15 protein-coding genes are annotated in these 18,191 nt (G+C 44.4%); 4 read left to right on the plus strand and 11 right to left on the minus strand.

Translation table 11 applies throughout. The annotated features are described in order from the left end of the window. The 10 genes from NCCP133_RS12105 to NCCP133_RS12150 form a co-directional block, all read right to left on the minus strand. Positions 1-741, minus strand: a complete 741-nt coding sequence (locus NCCP133_RS12105; protein WP_264805262.1) for an SDR family NAD(P)-dependent oxidoreductase — start codon at positions 739-741, stop codon at positions 1-3. Position 742: 1 nt separating this feature from the next. After that, positions 743-1,825 (minus strand): tartrate dehydrogenase, encoded by a 1,083-nt coding sequence (locus tag NCCP133_RS12110; protein WP_264805263.1) that lies wholly within the window; start codon positions 1,823-1,825, stop codon positions 743-745. Then, the gene (locus tag NCCP133_RS12115; RefSeq protein WP_264805264.1) at positions 1,825-3,201 is read right to left on the minus strand and encodes an FAD-binding oxidoreductase; all 1,377 of its coding nucleotides are present in this window, start codon (positions 3,199-3,201) and stop codon (positions 1,825-1,827) included. The genes NCCP133_RS12110 and NCCP133_RS12115 overlap by 1 nt, the downstream gene beginning before the upstream one ends. Before the next feature lie 12 nt (positions 3,202-3,213). Beyond that, positions 3,214-4,482: a TRAP transporter large permease gene (locus NCCP133_RS12120; RefSeq protein ID WP_264805265.1), complete on the minus strand. Its 1,269-nt coding sequence runs from the start codon at positions 4,480-4,482 to the stop codon at positions 3,214-3,216. After that, the gene (locus tag NCCP133_RS12125; protein ID WP_264805266.1) at positions 4,482-4,961 is read right to left on the minus strand and encodes a TRAP transporter small permease; all 480 of its coding nucleotides are present in this window, start codon (positions 4,959-4,961) and stop codon (positions 4,482-4,484) included. Before NCCP133_RS12125 ends, NCCP133_RS12120 begins: the two co-directional genes overlap by 1 nt. Positions 4,962-5,038: 77 nt before the next feature. Further along, positions 5,039-6,073 carry a TRAP transporter substrate-binding protein gene (locus tag NCCP133_RS12130; RefSeq protein WP_264805267.1) on the minus strand — a complete coding sequence of 345 codons (1,035 nt, stop codon included), beginning with the start codon at positions 6,071-6,073 and terminating at the stop codon, positions 5,039-5,041. A 468-nt stretch (positions 6,074-6,541) separates the two neighbouring features. Beyond that, a complete protein-coding gene (locus NCCP133_RS12135) occupies positions 6,542-8,548 on the minus strand; it encodes a penicillin-binding transpeptidase domain-containing protein (protein WP_264805268.1) in 2,007 nt (668 codons plus the stop codon). Positions 8,549-8,679: 131 nt separating this feature from the next. After that, positions 8,680-9,942, minus strand: coding sequence for a PTS ascorbate transporter subunit IIC (locus NCCP133_RS12140; RefSeq protein ID WP_264805269.1), 1,263 nt, complete (start codon positions 9,940-9,942; stop codon positions 8,680-8,682). A 159-nt stretch (positions 9,943-10,101) separates the two neighbouring features. Next, a complete protein-coding gene (locus NCCP133_RS12145; RefSeq protein WP_264805270.1) occupies positions 10,102-10,371 on the minus strand; it encodes a PTS sugar transporter subunit IIB in 270 nt (89 codons plus the stop codon). 13 nt (positions 10,372-10,384) lie between these two features. Beyond that, positions 10,385-12,502: a BglG family transcription antiterminator gene (locus NCCP133_RS12150; RefSeq protein WP_264805271.1), complete on the minus strand. Its 2,118-nt coding sequence runs from the start codon at positions 12,500-12,502 to the stop codon at positions 10,385-10,387. A gap of 347 nt (positions 12,503-12,849) precedes the next feature. Between NCCP133_RS12150 and NCCP133_RS12155 the strand changes: the two genes are divergently transcribed. The 4 genes from NCCP133_RS12155 to NCCP133_RS12170 all read left to right on the plus strand — a co-directional run bounded on the left by NCCP133_RS12155 (position 12,850) and on the right by NCCP133_RS12170 (position 17,395). Then, positions 12,850-14,220 (plus strand): sigma-54 interaction domain-containing protein, encoded by a 1,371-nt coding sequence (locus NCCP133_RS12155; RefSeq protein WP_264805272.1) that lies wholly within the window; start codon positions 12,850-12,852, stop codon positions 14,218-14,220. Between the two features lie 223 nt (positions 14,221-14,443). Next, a complete protein-coding gene (locus NCCP133_RS12160; RefSeq protein ID WP_264805273.1) occupies positions 14,444-15,736 on the plus strand; it encodes a CitMHS family transporter in 1,293 nt (430 codons plus the stop codon). Between the two features lie 22 nt (positions 15,737-15,758). Further along, positions 15,759-17,069: an acyclic terpene utilization AtuA family protein gene (locus NCCP133_RS12165; RefSeq protein ID WP_309298062.1), complete on the plus strand. Its 1,311-nt coding sequence runs from the start codon at positions 15,759-15,761 to the stop codon at positions 17,067-17,069. Between the two features lie 5 nt (positions 17,070-17,074). Then, positions 17,075-17,395 carry an AtuA-related protein gene (locus NCCP133_RS12170; RefSeq protein ID WP_264805274.1) on the plus strand — a complete coding sequence of 107 codons (321 nt, stop codon included), beginning with the start codon at positions 17,075-17,077 and terminating at the stop codon, positions 17,393-17,395. A gap of 80 nt (positions 17,396-17,475) precedes the next feature. Here NCCP133_RS12170 and NCCP133_RS21870 read toward each other — a convergent pair whose 3' ends face one another. Continuing rightward, on the minus strand, positions 17,476-18,171 hold the full coding sequence (locus tag NCCP133_RS21870; protein WP_309298063.1) for a hypothetical protein: 696 nt from the start codon (positions 18,169-18,171) through the stop codon (positions 17,476-17,478). Between the last annotated feature and the right edge of the window lie 20 nt (positions 18,172-18,191).

Below are 18,191 nucleotides of genomic sequence, written 5' to 3' on the forward strand. Positions count from 1 at the left end.
TTATATCCCCCTTCCGCCATCGACATTCAGGACAGAACCTGTCACGATCGCCGATTCTTTTGAACATAAGTACACGAGTGAATTGGCAATATCAATTGGCTGAATCAGCCTTCCTAATGGCACGCTCTTTTTAAAAATCGTATCCTTTGCTGCTTCAATATCAGTATCCTTTGCCGCGAACTGGCCAAGCATGCCTGTGTCTGCTGGTCCCGGATTCACGACATTGACGCGAATTCCGTACTCAGCAAGCTCAATCGCAAGGGCCTGTGAAAACGAGACGGCGGCCCCTTTGGACGCAATATACGCATTCAAACCGGGACGAGGACGCACCATCGAAATCGAAGCGATGTTCACGATGACACCCTCTCCCTGCTTTTTCAGATAAGGTACAGCTTCACGGCAGGTGAGAAAAAGGGATGTCGCGTTGACAGCCATAATCTTCTCCCAATCTGCCAAACTCACTTCCTCAATCGGTGTTGCGGACTGGGCAATTCCGGCAATATTAACCAGACCGCTGATTTTCCCAAACTGCTCACTGGCTTCTGAAAAAACCCTGGCTACATCTTCTTCCTTTGTTAAATCACCGGCAATCGGCAAAAGACGGTCTGTTTGTTCATCGCCTTCCACATTCAAGTCGACCGCAGCCACATAAGCGCCTTCTTCTAAAAACCGCTTAACCGTTTCTTTTCCCATCCCGCCTTTAGCACCTGTAACTACAAATACTTCATCCTTCAATCTCATTTTATAACCCTTCCTTTACTAGAAGTTTCTGCTGCAAAGCTTCGCTGATGGCTGCTCCCATTTCCCTTGTAGTTGAAGCTCCGCCAAGGTCTGGTGTGCGAACTTCCCCCTTCACAAGCACATCTTCAATGGCTTCGATAATTGCTGCACATAAATCCGCTCTTCCCAAATGCTCCAGCATAAGGGCTGCTGACCAGATTTGTGCGATCGGGTTCGCGATTCCCTTCCCTGCGATGTCAGGCGCCGAACCATGAACAGGCTCAAACATGGATGGAAAATCTCCCTCGGGATTCAGATTCGCTGAAGGGGAAAGACCAAGCCCGCCAACCACGGCAGATCCCAGATCGCTTAAAATATCGCCGAATAGGTTGGAGGCAACGACCACATCAAATGAAGCTGGTCTTTCGACAAAATAAGCTGCAAGTGCATCAATATAGTAGCTATCCAGTTTGATAGACGGATATTGTTCAGCCACTGTGCGAATCACTTCATCCCACAGTTTCATCGAATGGACGATGGCATTCGATTTCGTCGCACTCACAACGGATTTCTTGCTATGCTTCTCGGCATATTCAAATGCAAATTTCGCTGCTTTTGCCGTGCCGATTCGCGTAATTATCGTGTTTTGGACAGCCACTTCCTCATCAAGACCAGGATATAAACGGCCGCCGCTGTTGGAGTATTCACCCTCAGCATTTTCACGGACGATGACAAAATCAATCTCTTCACCTTCAAAGCGGGAATGCACACCTTTTAGCATTTTGACTGGCCTTAAGTTTATATACTGGCGGAATTGCTTTCGGATTGGCATGATCAGCTCCCAAACGGTTACATCATCCGGAACCCTTTTATCTCCGATTGCTCCGAACAAAATGGCATCATATTTCTTCAGCGTTTCCAGTGCGTTATCCGGCATCATTTTTCCATGCTGGAGATAGTACTCGCTGCTCCAGTCAAAGGTTTCAAACTCCAGGTCTAACGCGGGGTCAAGCTTTTTCAATAATTCCAATACCTTTACAGCTTCACTTACAACTTCAGTCCCGATGCCATCACCCGGCAAAACGGCGATACGTTTGCTTGTCATTAACTATGCACCTCTTCCATTTCTACGATTTTTCCAGGGTTTAAGATATTGTTTGGATCCAATGCTTTTTTGATCATTTTCATGACCGGCAAAGCCGTGCTTCGTTCTTCCTTTAAAAATTTCATCTTGCCAATGCCGACACCATGCTCACCGGTACAGGTGCCGCGATGGTCAATCGCGAACTTTACCATTTTTTCATTAAACTCATGAAAGCGCGTCATCACATCCTGGTTTTCAGTGTCCAGCGCGAATGCCACATGGAAGTTTCCGTCACCGACATGTCCAAGAATGGCACCATCAAGCTTGTAATCATCCAGTAGCTTGCGGGTATGAGCAATGGTCACAGCCAATTGTGAAATGGGCAGACACACATCTGTCGACACAAGCTTGCAGCCAGGCTTTTTGCTAAGAATTGCCAGAGCCGCCTGATGGCGTGCTTCCCATAGTTGGGCCCGCTTCAGGGAATCATGTTCAAACTCGAACCTCACCGTTCCAGCATCCTTCATCAGTTCTTTGATAAGTGCGATTCCCTGTTCTGTTGCTTCTGCTGTTCCGCTGTACTCTAAAAAAAGAGTGGGCACTTCTTCAAAATCTGTTCCTTTAAACTCGTTAACTGCCTGAATCGTTGCTGCGTCCACAAGCTCCATTTTTCCAATACCCACGCCAGACTGAAGGACTAGCTCAGCCGCCTTTCCGGCTGCCTCAACACTCTCGAAAGACGCTTTTGCCACAACAGTTGCTTCGGGAATTCCGGCAAGCTTCAGTGTTATTTCTGTAAAAATGCCCAGTGTTCCTTCTGATCCGACCAAAAGCTCGGTCAAGTTGTAGCCTGCCGATGACTTCACCGTTTGCCCGCCTGCTGCTGCGACACTGCCATCTGCCAGAACTGCTTGAAGTCCTAGGACGTTATGCTTCATCGTTCCGTATTTCACGGCATTTGTGCCGCTCGCATTTGTTGCGGCCATTCCGCCAATCGTGGCATCAGCACCCGGGTCAATCGGGAAAAATAAGCCATACTTTTTCAAATGCTTATTCAGCTGCATTCTCGTTACTCCCGGCTGCACCTTTACCAAGAAGTCTTCCGGATAAACGGCCACCACTTCATTCATTAGTGTAAAATCCATGCTGATGCCGCCCTTTAGCGGGAGCAGATGGCCCTCGAGGCTGCTTCCTGCACCGAAAGGAACCACAGCCACCTTATTGGCAGCAGCATATTTCACAATGGAAACAACTTCTTCCTCTGTTTTCGGAAAAACGACTACATCAGGCTTTTTCCTTTCGTGATAATCCATGCCCCCAGCATGATGCTCAAGCACAGTTTCATTGACACTGACGCGTTCCGGATCTTTTAACATGTCCAATAACTCTTGATACATTTTCCTTCACCTCTATTTATCTAGTAAAAACAAGCTAATTGATGGCATAAAGCTTAAAATTAGTACGTCAATAATCAGAACAATAATGAATGGCATGATCGCGCGAACGATATGCTCCAGCCGGATCTTGGCGATATTCGATGCGACGAATAGGTTAATCCCGACTGGCGGTGTAATCATTCCAATCGCCAGGTTCACGACCATGATCACCCCAAAATGGACGAGGTCCATGCCGGCTGCCGATGCGATTGGAACAAGAATGGGAGCCATGATGACGATGGCTGCCGAAGTCTCAAGGAATGTTCCAACAATCAGGAGAATGACATTGATAATGATTAAAATCATGATCGCATTGGACGTAATCCCAAGCATTCCTTCTGAAATTTGGGCCGGAATCTGCTCCCTTGTTAACAGGAAGCCAAAGATCGATGCACAGGATATAATGAATAGAATAACCGAAGATGTGATGGCCGAAGAAATGAAGATTTCCGGCAGGTCCTTCCATTTGATTTCCCTATAAATTAAAAGGCCTACGATCAATCCATATACAACTGCCACAACAGAGCCTTCTGTCGGAGTGAAAATCCCGCCATATATGCCGCCAAGAATAATAACCGGCATTAATATGGCTAAAATAGCGCTCCTGAATGCTAAAGCCACTTCCTTTATTGAGCTCTTTTCTTCCTTGCCGTAGCCCCTTTTACGGGAAATAAAATAAGCGACTAGAATGAGAGACATTCCCACGAAAACCCCTGGTATGATTCCCGCGATAAAGAGGTCCCCAATGGAAGCCCCCGCAATCACACCGAATAAAATCAATGGAACACTCGGCGGGATCATAACGCCAATCGTACCGCCGGCAGCCTGAATGGCAGTTGAAAAGCTTTTATCATAGCCGCGCTTGACCATAGCCGGAATCAATATGCTTCCGACGGCAGCCGTGGTAGCCGCTGCAGATCCGGAAATCGCTGCGAAAAACATGCAGGTAACAATCGATACCATTGCCAATCCGCCATGAAGGCTTCCGACCAGCGTACTCGAGAAATTAATTAAGCGCCTGGAGATCCCGCCGGATTCCATCAGCTTGCCTGCCAGTATGAAAAACGGGACCGCCATAAGTGTAAAAGAATCGGTTGACGTAAACATTTTCTGGACAATCACCATCAGCGGAACATTGTCCTGAACCATTAACACAATCATGGAAGCGAGCCCAAGTGCCACCGCAACCGGAACATTAATCAGGAAAAGCATTAATAGCAATCCGAATAATAGCCATGCCATCAGCTGCCCGCCTCCTTTCTCCACTCTGAAACCGTTATGTAGAGCAGATTAATGACAAATAAGATGCTAGCAATCGGAATGACCGTATAAACCAGTCCCATCGGCAGCTGCAGGGCCGGGGAGGTTTGCACCATGCTTCGCTCGATAAAAACGAATGAGTTGACGATTATTTGATAAAAGAAAAAAACAACTAAAACCGCCGATAACAGCAGCATCCCTTTTCTCACCGCTTGATTGGCTTTTTCAAAAAGCAGCTCAATGCTCGGATGCGCTTTAACGCTCACGGCATAGCCCGCTCCCAAAAAAGTGATCCACACAAGCAGGTAGCGTGATAATTCCTCCGTCCAGGCAAGCGGCTGATCCAGCACAAACCGGAAGAGCACCTGCAGGAAAACCACGATAACCATAATGAAAAAGAGAAGGATCAGTATCCATTTGATTAAGGCATTCAATGAATCTACCATTTTTTTTACCACCATAGACTTCCCCTTATGTGTAAAAAACCTGGTCTGTGCCGGCATCTATTGTCCGGCACTCGCCAAGTTTCCCTGTTTTGTTATTTTGTGTTTAAAATGGCGTCAAGTTTTTCCTTGCCGAATTGGGATTCATATTTTTCATATACAGGCTGGATCGCTTCACGGAAAGGCGCAACATCCACTTCTTCAACGATTTCCATTCCCTGTTCCTTCAGTACCTTTAAGGATTCTTCATCAGACTTTGTAATCAGTTCGCGGATCTGGTCGCCGGCCTTTTTGGATTCCTCTTTTAAGATATCCTGATATTCTGCAGGAAGCGTATCCCATACAGATTTACTGAACATGATGACAGCCGGTGAATACAAGTGGCCCGTCAAAGTCATGTACTTTTGGTTTGCTTCATAAAGCTTGTACGTATCTGCTACAACGATTGGGTTTTCCTGTGCATCAACCACTCCCTGCTGAAGAGCTGTTAACGCTTCAGTCCAAGCCATTGGCGTTGGCTTAGCACCTAATGCATTAAATGCATCAAGGTGAATAGGGTTTTCCTGCGTACGGATTTTTAAGCCTTTTAGATCTTCAGGCTTATGGATTGGCTTCTTCGCATTTGTGATATGGCGGAAACCATTTTCCCCCCATGCAAGACCGACAATTCCGACATTCTCCATCCCTTTTAAAAGCTCCTGACCGATTTCTCCATCCAGAACCTTGTAAGCGTGTTCACGTGATTCAAATAAGAAAGGCATGTCCACGATCCCGATTTCCGGATAGAAGTTCGCAATGGGCGCTGTGGAAGAAACAGACATATCAGCTGTTCCAAGCGTAAGAGCCTCAGTCAATTCTCTTTCTGCTCCAAGCTGGCTTAAAGGGAATACTTCGATCTTCACCTTGCCATCTGTGCGCTCCTCAACATTCTTAGCTAGCGCCAACAAACCGATATGGTACGGATGGTCCTCTGTTAAGGAGTGGCCCGCCTTCAGACTAAACGTCTTGCCGCTATCCTTTTCCCCCGAATCACCTTCACCGCTTGTCGAACTGGAGCCGCCGCCTCCGCAAGCTGACAAAATCAGACTCAATACCAGCATCGGCACCAGCCATAAAAATCTCTTTCTCATCTCTAAATCCCCCTTTAATCTTAAAAACTATTAGAATATACAGGCAATTATAACACCTTTTTCGCTTTTATGCGGTAAATTTTTTGTGAATTTTTAGAATTATGTGTATGCAGGTATGCTTGAATTTTGTCAAATATAAAATAAGCAGATGATAAAGCCCTAACTTTAAAATTAACTGGAAAGAGAATCCCAACAGAAACGGTTTTAGGGCTATTCATTAAACCAAATTGGTTTGCATTCTCATTTTCCTGCGCTAATTTGTGAACTTTGCAAATAGAATGGTCATTTCTGCAAATAGAGTGTTAGATTTTGCAACTAGAACTGCCTAACCCGCAAATTGGACAATTGATTTTGCAAATAAGACCATTATTTTTGCAAATAGACCTGCGTCAATGCCCGGTCATAGGTCTTAGAGAGGGGCACATGTAAAAAAATGTCTGCCCCTTTTTCAGGATGCAGACACTCTTATTAAAACCTCCCTTTATTCTCTTCAAAGACCTTCTTCACTTTCTCTACTACCACCTTCGACCCTCCGCTGTTTTCAACGCCCTCCATCATCATTGCTATCAAAAGCTTAGGAGATTGCGGATTGTACGCAACAAACAGTCCGTTTTCCTGCCCCTTTTCATCTGCGCTTTTCTTCAGCTCGGCAGTTCCCGTCTTGCCGGCCAGCGGGTAGTCTTTCATATAGGCAGCTCGGCCTGTTCCGCCTGGTGCCTGGATGACTTTTTCCATCATTTTTTCGATTGTATCAGCTGTCTCCTCGCTCATCACGCCTTCTTTCAGCACCTGTCCTTTTTCCTCTTCTTCTATTAATACAGGCTTAATCATCGAACCCTTGTTGATGAAAGGCGTATAAGACGCTGCAAGATGAACCATGCTCATTTCTACCTGTCCCTGGCCGTAGCCGGAATCTGCAAGGAGTATTTCAGTGTCCAGACCGCCAATTTTGGATTGTTCAAGCGGAAATGCGTATGGAATTTCCTCTTCGAATGCAAACTTCTTGAGCCCTGCTGCAAACCGTTCTTTGCCAAGTTCGAGTGCCTCCTGGGCAAAGAAAATATTATCCGAGTACATCATCGCCTTTTCAAAGTTCACTGGTCCTCCTGGATCTTTTACCCGCGTAACTTTGTAGCCTCCCCAAGCGCTTCCTTTTTGCCACTGAAGGCCCTTTACATTAATCGTTTCATCCAATGTTAAGGTTCCTTCCGTCAACCCGATTGCACTTGTCAGAGGCTTCATTACAGATCCAGGCGCATAGGTTTGCTTAAAGCGGGTCAAGAGCGGCATGTCCTTATTTTCTTCTATCGACTTCCACTCATCAGCGGTAAAACCAAGTGATGCCTGATTCGGGTCAAAGCTTGGGCTGCTGACGAGCGCCAGCGTATCTCCAGTCACTGGATCCATCGCAGCAGCTGTTCCCGGCTTTCCTCCCAGTTCTTTATAAAGGGATTGCTGCAGATTCATATCGATTGTCAGCTGAATATTTTCCCCATTCTCAACCGGCTTCTCTGCCAGCATGACTTCAGAGCCATCTTTCTTTTGGATGCCGATTTTGATCCCGTTCGCCCCTTTTAGCCGTTCTTCCAGCACCTGCTCAAGTCCTCTTTTGCCAATCATATCCGTGCTTGAATAGCCATCATGCTCCTTCATTTCTTCCGCTGTAATGGACCCCACATAGCCGATCAGGTGTGCAGCTGCTTCACCCATTGGATATACTCTTCCTTTGACATCCTGCTTTAAAACGCCTTTCAATGCAAAGACTTTATCCAGCTTATCTTTATCATCAGGGGAGACTTTTTTAATTGGAACAAAATATCCCGGCTGCACCCAGCTGGCATTTAAGCTTTTATGAATCTGTTCCTCTGATACCCCTAGTGCCTCAGATAGCCCTTTAATGGTCTGTTCCTTTTGAGCGCCCATCTGTTCAGGAACGACACCGATTTCGTAAAGGGTGCCATTTAGAGCAAGCGGGTCCCCGGTACGGTCCACAATATCGCCGCGCTTAGCTGGAATGGTTGAGTAGTTTATTTTATCCTCCGGACCAAGCTCTGGAAAAATATAAGTCGTGTCCCAGGCAACAAACCAATTTTCTTTTTCTTCCGTTTCTTCCCTCACAAGCTTGGCATCATGGGTGAACTCAATCTTCCCGGCAGCACTGTCCATGCTTGCAGAAAAAGGAAAACTGGCACTCTCTTCCTTCTTATATTCCTTCTCCATATCCGGCTTGTATGTAATCTCCAGATTATTTATCTCTAAATCCTTATAAACCTTTTCATAGCGGCCAGCATAATCCTCTTTGCTGATGGACTGCTTCGCATCCTTCGACAGAAAGTCATACATCTTCTCAAACTCCTGCTTATTCCAATGCTCCACATACTGCGCAAAACGATCCTGCGGCTTAACTTCCTTATTGCACCCGCTCAAAGCGGCCAAAACCAGGACAGCAAAAACGGCAAACATAACCTTTCTCATACATCACCCTCCCTTCCAATAGTTTACCATTTAATTGAAGGATTTACCTAGTGACAGGTGCTACCCGAATTTCTTTGAAAAACAAATAAGGGGATTCCACTTCAAAGTGAAATCCCAAGTAAATACATTGCTTAAGAGAATAGTTTAATAAAGAAACTTAATAGAATTCCCACAATCCCAAAGTCGGAGTCTCCGAATGTAGTCCCCTCAAATCCAAGGGATCCCAGAACCGGCAGCAATAAGGCCGGCAAAAAGGAGATTAATAGACCATTGGCAAATGCTCCAATCATCGCCCCTCTTCGTCCGCCAGTGGCATTTCCGAAGACCCCTGCCGCTGCACCTGTGAAGAAGTGCGGGATCAGGCCAGGCACTATGACTTTTAATCCGAATAACGGAAGCAGGAACATCGAAATCAACCCAGCCACGAAGCTAAATAAGAATCCGATAATAACTGCATTAGGGGCAAACGGGAATACTGCTGGACAGTCCAAAGCAGGCTTGGCATCTTTAACCACTTTATCCGCAATCCCCTTAAACGCAGGTACGATCTCTGCAATAAGCATACGGACACCTGCAAGGACTACATACACACCTGCAGCAAACGTAATCGCCTGCATCAGTGAGAACACAAGGAAGTTTACCCCGCCGCTAAGCTCCGTTTCCACATACCCTTTGCCAGCGATCGGAGCTACGACCAAAAAGAGAATGGTCATAGTCAAAGACATTGCAACTGATGTATCACGCAGAAAGCCGAGTGATTTTGGAACCTTAATATCCTCAGTAGAATTAGATTTATCTCCTACACGCTTTCCAATAAAACCTGCTGTAAAATAGCCAATAGATCCAAAGTGGCCAACAGCAATGCTGTCATTGCCCGTAATTTCCCGGACATACGGCTGGACGAGTGCAGGCATGAATACCATCAGCAAACCTAGAATAATAGATCCGATCATAATCAATGGCAGCCCTGTTACCCCGCCAGTTGCAAAAGCGGCTGAAATCAAGCATGCCATAAATAATGTATGATGCCCAGTTAAGAAAATATATTTGAATGGTGTAAAGCGGGCAATTACAATGTTCATAACCATTCCGAAAAGCATAATCATAGCTGTTTCCTTGCCAAATGTTTGCTGGGCAATCGCTACAATCGCTTCGTTATTCGGAATGACACCCTGAATATGAAAAGCCTTCTCAAACATTTTGCCAAAGATATCAAGCGAACCAATTAAGATGGTTGCTCCTCCGTTCAGGATGAGGAAGCCCATGATTGTTTTTAAAGTACCTGAGATCACATCGGCAATTCCTTTCTTTTGAAGAAGCAAGCCGAACAATGCAAATAAACCAACCAGGATTGCAGGTGTACCCAATAGATCATTCATCAGAAAATCAAACATCTTTACCCCTCCTTTTAAAATAGAACCTTTTTTATCAGTCTCTTTATCTATTTTTGAGAGAAAAATCATTCACACTGAAGCATTTCTCAAGTTATACTATAATTGTCTTTTTTATTTTTCAGCGGGCGATTTTTCGCCTGCTCTTTTTATATATATCTATTATGATAAATGTGATTCTAATGCTGCTTTTAGCTCGTCTTGGTCAAGGATATTGGTCAATCCGATAATCGTTCTTGTTCCATCGTCCAAAGTTGAGATTAAATCTTTTGACCCCAGGTAAATATCCGCTTTCTCCGATTTGGCAGTGGTTAAGTCTGTATGGGAAACATCAGCTTCTACTCCCAATTGCCCCAACACTGTCTTTACATTCATCTCGACAATAAAACTGCTTCCAAGTCCATTTCCGCACACAACTAGAATCTTTTTCATCTTTATTTCCTCCTTAGTCTTTTGAATATAGATTAATAATCTCTAAAACTTCTGCTGCTGTCTCTGCACTTTGCAGCTTTTCAAGATTCTCCCCATTTGAAAGCATTTTGGAAAGCTGGGATAATGCCTTTAAATGTGTTTCATTATCAATCGCTGCCAGAACAAAGAACAGCGTTACCTGGTGCCCGGATTTTTCTGAAAAAGAGCAGCTTTCCTTTAATTGCAGAAAGCTCATTCCAAGTTTGTTCACTCCTGCCTCAGGACGTGCATGCGGAAGGGCAATACCTGGAGCTATTACAATATAAGGCCCCATTTTCTTCACATTCTCAACCATTGCATCTATATACTCCTGGCTGATTGAATGGTCAGCCAATAACGGCTGCGACGCCATTTGCAAAGCTTCCTGCCAGCTATTTGCTGAATCTGCAAATTGAATTTTGTCTGGGGTCAGTACTTCATGTAGCATCGGCTTTTGGTCCACCTCACTTTTCATTTCCTTAATCGATTGATAGTAGGTTTTTAATTCCTGGAAAAGCATGCCTTCGTTTTTTATGTCAGCATGCTTCCTGATTATGCTCATAAGAGCGTCTATATTTTCCGGTCTTGGTGTTATTTTAGCTGTTTGAACCTGTTTGAGCAGCGCTTCCTTTTCAGAAGGATTCAAAATGGGATTCACAATAAAAACCGGAATGTTTTTCTCGGATACTGGTGTTGTAGAGATAACAAAATCCACATCGGCAAGGAAGGCTTTTTCATACTCGCGAACCGTGAACACATTTGTTACATCCACTAGCGGCATAAGATCTTCCACTTGTTTCTGGAGTATTCTTGAGGTTCCAATTCCGCTTGCACAAACGACAACAGCCTTCTTCCTTGCTTCCACTTTTACGCCCTCTTTGTCAATCCATCCTCCGAAGTGCATGGCAATATAGGCCACTTCATCATCGGAAACAGATTTCCCGAGAACATATTCAAAGTGATGCACCACTTTTTTCGTAAGAATAAACAGATCCTGATACGAATCCTGCACAGATTTGGATAAAGGATTCTCCAGCTCAATGCCATATTTGATCCTGAAATAGGCAGGTTTTAAATGAATAAGCAGATTCCGTTCCAGTTCAATCCGGTTTTGAAAAAATACACAGGCGTATTTTTCAAAATCATCCACCATTCGGGATACTATTTGTTTCAGATTCCTAAGCTCCTTGTTCTCCCATTCAGTTCCCTGGTAGTCACTAATTTTGGAACTCAGCAAATAGGTGGCAATATAGCAGGCTTCGTCTTCAGGAATCCTTACATCGAAACCGCTTTCAATTCTTTGGCAAATAAATTGGGCGGAACTGTACTCTTTTGTTTTTTTAATGACTTCTTGTTCAATGGGATCCATTTGAATGTACTTTCCCTGAGTAAACCTTTTAATAAGCAAAAATAATTGGGCGCTTAACGTCTCGATTACTTCATCCGTATAGCGGACTTCTGAATAAGACTCACTTTCACTCAAGATGCAGTAAATCGCGTCCAAATCTGAACGCTGGAACAATTCAGGAGATAATTCCTGCTTATCCTGAATCGTTAACTGAATTTCCGATAAGAGATCGTTCCATCCGCGATTGGTCAAAACCTGTGACAGAAAATAAATCAGCATCTTTCGTTTATCCTGCTCTTCACCGTCAATGAAATAGCCTGAGGTTTTATGAGAATTCAACTCAATTTGAAAATGGGCAAGCTGCCTTTTCAAGTCCCTTATATCTGCTAAAAGAGTACTTCTGCTCACGCCAAGCTGATCCATAAGATCCTGAAGGAACACTGCTTTTTCACGGGTCAGTATTATGATTGCAGCCCAGGCAATCCTCTCTTTTTTGGAAAACTCATAACCCGTTTTTTTATCAAAAGAGCCTAAGGCCTGTTTAATCTGCTGCTTGCCCTTCTCACTGAGAAAAAAACCGGCAGTCCGTACATAACCAAGCTCTTCCAATCCTTTTTCTTTTAGCCAGCTATTAATTTTTTCAATATCATAATAGACTGTCCGCTTTGAAACATTCAGAACCTCTATTAACTCCTGTGGTGATACATGCGATGGAGTATGAACCATTTTCGTCAAAATTGTCATACAGCGATGGCCTAGAATCATGGGGAGCGCTCCCTCCTTTACACGATCCAAAAACTGATTCCCTAGATTAAAAAGTGCAAAGATTAGACCTTTAAATAAAAAGGAAAACCTTATTTATTGCTATTATACTCCCCCTTTACACAAAAAGAAGTCCGAATATTGTGAGCATAACATTGCAATATTCGGACCGATGCAGCACCAGACACCACCCGAATTTTGTCGAATACTCACCTCGAAAATTTCAAACAAACGTTTGATTGAATGTGAATTTCCCTTCCGGCAGTAGTACAATCTCTCTATTTACCGTATAATTTAAATATTCAGTAAATAAAGCGCGACGGTGAATTTTTATAAAGGGAGCTGAGAGAATGCATACAGAAAGCCAGAAGGTCGGGTGGCTGAAAGGGATTATAGAGGCGGTTCACGATGGCATACTTGTGATTGACCGTGAGGGAATTGTTCAGCTAATTAATGATGAATATACAAATATAACAGGCGTAAAAAAGGAGCAGATTATCGGGAAGCCCTTGCTCGAAGTCCGTCCTGGCGCAATGCTGCCATCTGTACTAAAAGATGGGAAGCCTCGTGCAGGCGTTTTTCGAAAAGAGAATAAGATGGAGTATGTAGTGGATATGGCTCCTGTTTTTGAAAACCAGGAAATCATAGGGGCTGTATCTGTTTGCAAAAGCATTCCTGAGGTATTCCTGCTCACGAAAGAGCTGAAAAAGAGTAGGAAGCGGGTTAGCCAGCTGGAAAAAACGTTTGGAAGAATCCATCAGGCAAAATACACGTTTTCAAATATTATTGGAAATAATGAACGGCTAAAAAAAATAATTGCCCAGGCCAGGAAGGCTGCCGCTTCAGAATTGAATATTCTTTTAACCGGGGAATCCGGTACGGGAAAAGAGCTTTTTGCACAGGCCATACATAATGAGAGCGTGCGCAGTTCCTCCCCTTTTGTCCCAGTTAATTGTGCAGCCATTCCCAACTCACTCTTGGAGAGCGAATTGTTTGGCTACGAAGAAGGCTCTTTTACAAACTCAAAGCGGGATGGAAAAGTCGGTTTATTCGAACTGGCCAATCAGGGAACTCTTTTTCTGGATGAAATCGGGGACATGCCGCTTGATCTTCAGGCGAAACTTCTGCGTGTGCTGCAGGAAGGGACTTTTAGGAAAATCGGGGGACTTGAGGAGCAAAACGTGGATGTCCGTGTGATTGCAGCCACAAACAAGGACCTGCTGAGCATGGTTCAGAAGGAGCGATTCCGGGAGGACCTTTTTTACCGGATCAACACTGTGCACCTTTCTATTCCTCCTCTCCGGGAACGGAAGGATGATCTGCCAGATCTCATTTCCTTTCTGCTGAACGAGCAAAAAAGCAATCCGGACGCCCGGATTAACCGAGAAGCAATGAATATACTCCAGCAGTATGACTGGCCCGGAAATATCCGGGAATTGAAAAATACAATTCATTACGCCATTAGCATGTGTGAAGGAAATGAAGTAAGGAATGAACATCTCCCAGATACGATTAAAAAACGTTTCATTCCGGCCGGCAAAAAGGCAAAGCCGTTCCAGCCCCTGGAAGAGCTTATCAGGGAGACTGAAAAGAAAGCGATCATGAAAGTTCTCGAACAAACCGGAGCAAGTGTGAAAGGCAAGAAAGAGGCAGCAAAACTCTTAGGCATCTCACTCGCCTCTTTATATAACAAAATAACAAAGCTTCACATTCCGCTGTAAATTTCTAAAAATTTAGAAATTTGATAAATCCTTCTAAGTTTTTAGAAACCCTTGTTAGGCGTATCCTGAGGATAGTTATTTCCAATAAATGTTTCTACTATTCTAGAAACCTCCCCTTCCCTCTTTTCCAGAAAGCCTTTCCTATCAAGGCTTTTTATTTTTGGCACAGGAATTGCATCTACTAATTGTGAAAGCGCTTTAAAAACATGAAGGGGGTTTTGCATTGCTAGCTTTAATGGGCTTTTTAACAATCGCCATATTTTTGTATCTTATTCTATCAAAAAGAGTTTCCGTAATTGCCGCCTTAATCCTGGTGCCAGTGGTATTCGGCCTTTTCACCACTGATATCAAGAGTTTAGGAACCATGATCCTCGATGGGGTTACAGGAGTTGCTCCTACAGGGATCATGCTCGCTTTTGCCATCTTGTTTTTTGGCCTTATGAGCAAAGCTGGCCTTTTCGATCCCGTCATATCAAGGATTCTGAAATTAGTTAAAGGAGATCCTTTAAAAATTGTCATCGGCACAGCCATCATTGGCATGGTGACCCACCTTGACGGGTCCGGGGCTTCAACATTCCTGATTACCATCCCGGCTTTGCTGCCGCTTTATGAACGGCTGGGAATGAGCCGCCTTGTGCTGGCCGGGGTGGTGACCCTAAGTGCCGGCACCATGAATATCGTTCCTTGGGGAGGGCCGACCGCCCGTGCAGCCAGCGCTTTGGGCATCGACGCGGCAGCCCTGTTCAACCCGCTGATTCCAGCGATGATTGCAGGCTTAATTTGGGTTCTGTTTGTCAGCTATATTCTGGGAAAAAGAGAACGAAAGCGCCTCGGAATCCAGGATTTCCAGTATGACTTTAACCAGGAATTAAGCGAGGCCGACGCAAAAGCCAGAAGGCCCAAACTGCTTTGGCTTAACCTCCTCCTTACCATCGTGACCATTATCGCTCTGGTAAAGGTATGGCTGCCGCTTCCAGTTATTTTTATGGTTGCCTTTGCGATTGCTTTGGTTTTGAATTATCCAAATCCGAAGGAGCAGCAGGAACGGATTACCGAGCAGGCAACCGGAATGGTGGCCGTTGTTTCTATCATTTTTGCAGCTGGCATATTCACTGGTGTCCTCTCCGGAACGGGGATGATTGAAGCAATGGCGAAAACGCTCGTTGACTTCATCCCGGAAAGCACGGGGTCCTTTATGTCCCTGATTGTTGCCATAACCAGTATGCCGCTTAGCCTGGTCTTTACTCCTGATGCCTATTACTTCGGCGTACTGCCAGTATTAAGCGAAACGGCCAGCGCCTATGGCGTTGATCCGGTAAATATCGGGCGTGCAGCCATCCTGGGGCAAATGACGACAGGCTTCCCTTTAAGCCCGCTTACGGCCTCTACCTTCCTTCTGATCGGCCTGGCGAGAGTTGAACTGGCTGACCATCAGCGCTTTATCTTCATATGGGCGTTCGGAACAACCATCGTCATGGCCCTTATTGCCTTTATTACAGGAGCCATTGCCATTTAACTAGCAAAAAAAAGGAGTGTTTATGTTGCTGCGAATCGGATCAGGTGCAGGCTTTGCGGGTGACCGGATTGAACCTGCTAAAGATTTAGTAGAAAAAGCGAATTTAGACTATCTTGTTTTAGAAGGGCTGGCCGAGCGGACCATTGCCCTTGCGCAAAAACAAAAAAGAAGGGATCCTCACCTGGGCTACAACGAATATTTAGAAGATCGAATACGCTTGCTCCTGCCTTCACTGGTAAAAAATAAAGTCAGGCTTATTACAAATATGGGTGCTGCCAACCCAATCTCTGCAGCTAAAAAAATCAAGGAAATAGCAAATGAAATGGGATTAACGTGCAAGGTTGCCGCGGTAACCGGAGATGATGTAACGAAGAAAATCAGCATAAGCAGCAGAGTGCTAGAAAGCGGAAAAAGTCTCGAACATTATGAACCGATCATTTCCGCAAATGCCTATCTTGGGGCTGAAGCCATCCTGCCTGCATTGGAGACTGGTGCAGATATTATCGTAACTGGAAGAGTTGCCGACCCCTCCCTCTTTCTGGCGCCTATCATCCATCATTATAAATGGAATCTGGAAAACTATGAGTTAATCGGACAGGGGACAGTAATCGGGCATTTATTAGAATGTGCCGGACAAATTACAGGAGGATATTTCGCTGATCCAGGATTAAAAGACATCGAAGGGCTGGCAGATTTGGGCTTCCCTTTTGCCATCGTGGAAGAGGACGGAACCGCCATCATCACCAAGCTTCCTGATACCGGCGGGGCTGTCACTCTTCAGACTGTAAAAGAACAGCTTTTATATGAAGTCCATAATCCTGAAAGCTATCTTACTCCGGATTGCATCGCCAATTTTACTGCTGTTCATTTAAAAGAAATCGAAAACAGCCAGATACGGGTTCAAGGAGCCACCGGAAAAAAGAAGCCCGATACGTTAAAGGTTTCAATCGGCTATCATGCTGGCTTTTTAGGCGAAGGGGAAATCTCCTATGCCGGTTCAACTGCACTAAACAGAGCAAAATTGGCGGAAAGCATTTTAAAAGAAAGATTAGCAGGACAGCATCCTGATGTAAGAACCGACCTGATCGGAGTCTCTTCCCTCCACCATAGCCAATTTGGAGATTATACACCATATGAAGTAAGAGTCCGGGCGGCTGCATTATGCAAGCATATTGATGATGCCAGGCAAATCGGCCACGAAGTGGAAGCTTTGTACACGAACGGTCCTGCCGGCGGGGGCGGAGCCAGAAAAAGAACGGAGGAGGTCATCGGGATCGTTTCTTCCCTGATAGACCGGTCAGCGATTACCATAAAGACGGATATTTTGGAGTGAAAACTATGAAAAAGGTAAAATTAATCGATATCGCTCACAGCCGCACTGGGGACAAGGGCAACACGCTTAATTTCTCGTTAATTCCTTATAACGAAAAACACTACCACACGCTTGCAGACCAAGTCACAGCAGAAACAGTAAAAGACCATTTAAATCATATTGTGAAAGGAAGCATTACCAGGTACAATTTGCCAAACATTAAAGCTTTTAACTTCGTATGTGAAGAAGCGCTCCTCGGCGGTGTCACAACCTCCCTGGCAATCGACACTCATGGAAAAAGCCTCAGCAGTGCTGTCCTGGAGATGGAAATTATGATAGAGGATTAACGGGAACCCAAAAGGCAGAGAGTTGTGTTTATCAAGACCTAAATTAAAAAAATCTTAATAAATAAAGGACGATACATATTTTATATGACCCCCGCGCCGCTTTTGTGTCGAATTTTGCTTAGCGTACAAAATTTCCGAAATGTTGGCTGTACCCCCTTGTGTAATTCGTTTATGTTAGCGAATAGTTGCTCTAATACAAAGTCAGGAATGAAATCAATTTGATCAATTGATTTCTTCCTAAGTCTTGGCCTGTCCTCTGGAAAAAGTAAAAGTCTCATATGAGTTTTAGGAGCGATGGTATATTCGTATCGTTGAATATCCTCAAGGAATTTTCCAACTATGGATAAACCATACGAAATATACTTTTCGGGATGGGAGTTTCTTTGTCTTAAATTATTTTTAGCATATTCGTGCAGCCATTGAATGTATTGCTCCATGTGAGAACGCTTAAATTCCTTTAAATCGCTCCATGTAGGTTCCAACATGAAAACAAAAGAAAAGAATTTCGGTAAATACCTATGATACCTTAGAGCTGAGCCCCATGTGAAATTGTTTTTGTTTAAGAGGCGTTGCTTCATATACTTTTTCACTTGCTCACGTATTCCTATCTGTTGGATCTTGGTAAAGTTTATATAATAATCAGTTGTGCTTTTGTTATATTCAATTCCACATTTGTCATACAAAACCCGTACATCCCAACGGTCTTTCTCCCATTCCTCACGAGTATCGATAAGATCAAAGAAAGTAGAATGGATATTCCGAAGGAAATTTGCCAAGGCTGTTCTCTGTTTATACT

Origin of the sequence: Cytobacillus sp. NCCP-133 (assembly GCF_026011715.1) — a bacterium.
Classification (GTDB): domain Bacteria; phylum Bacillota; class Bacilli; order Bacillales; family Cytobacillaceae; genus Cytobacillus.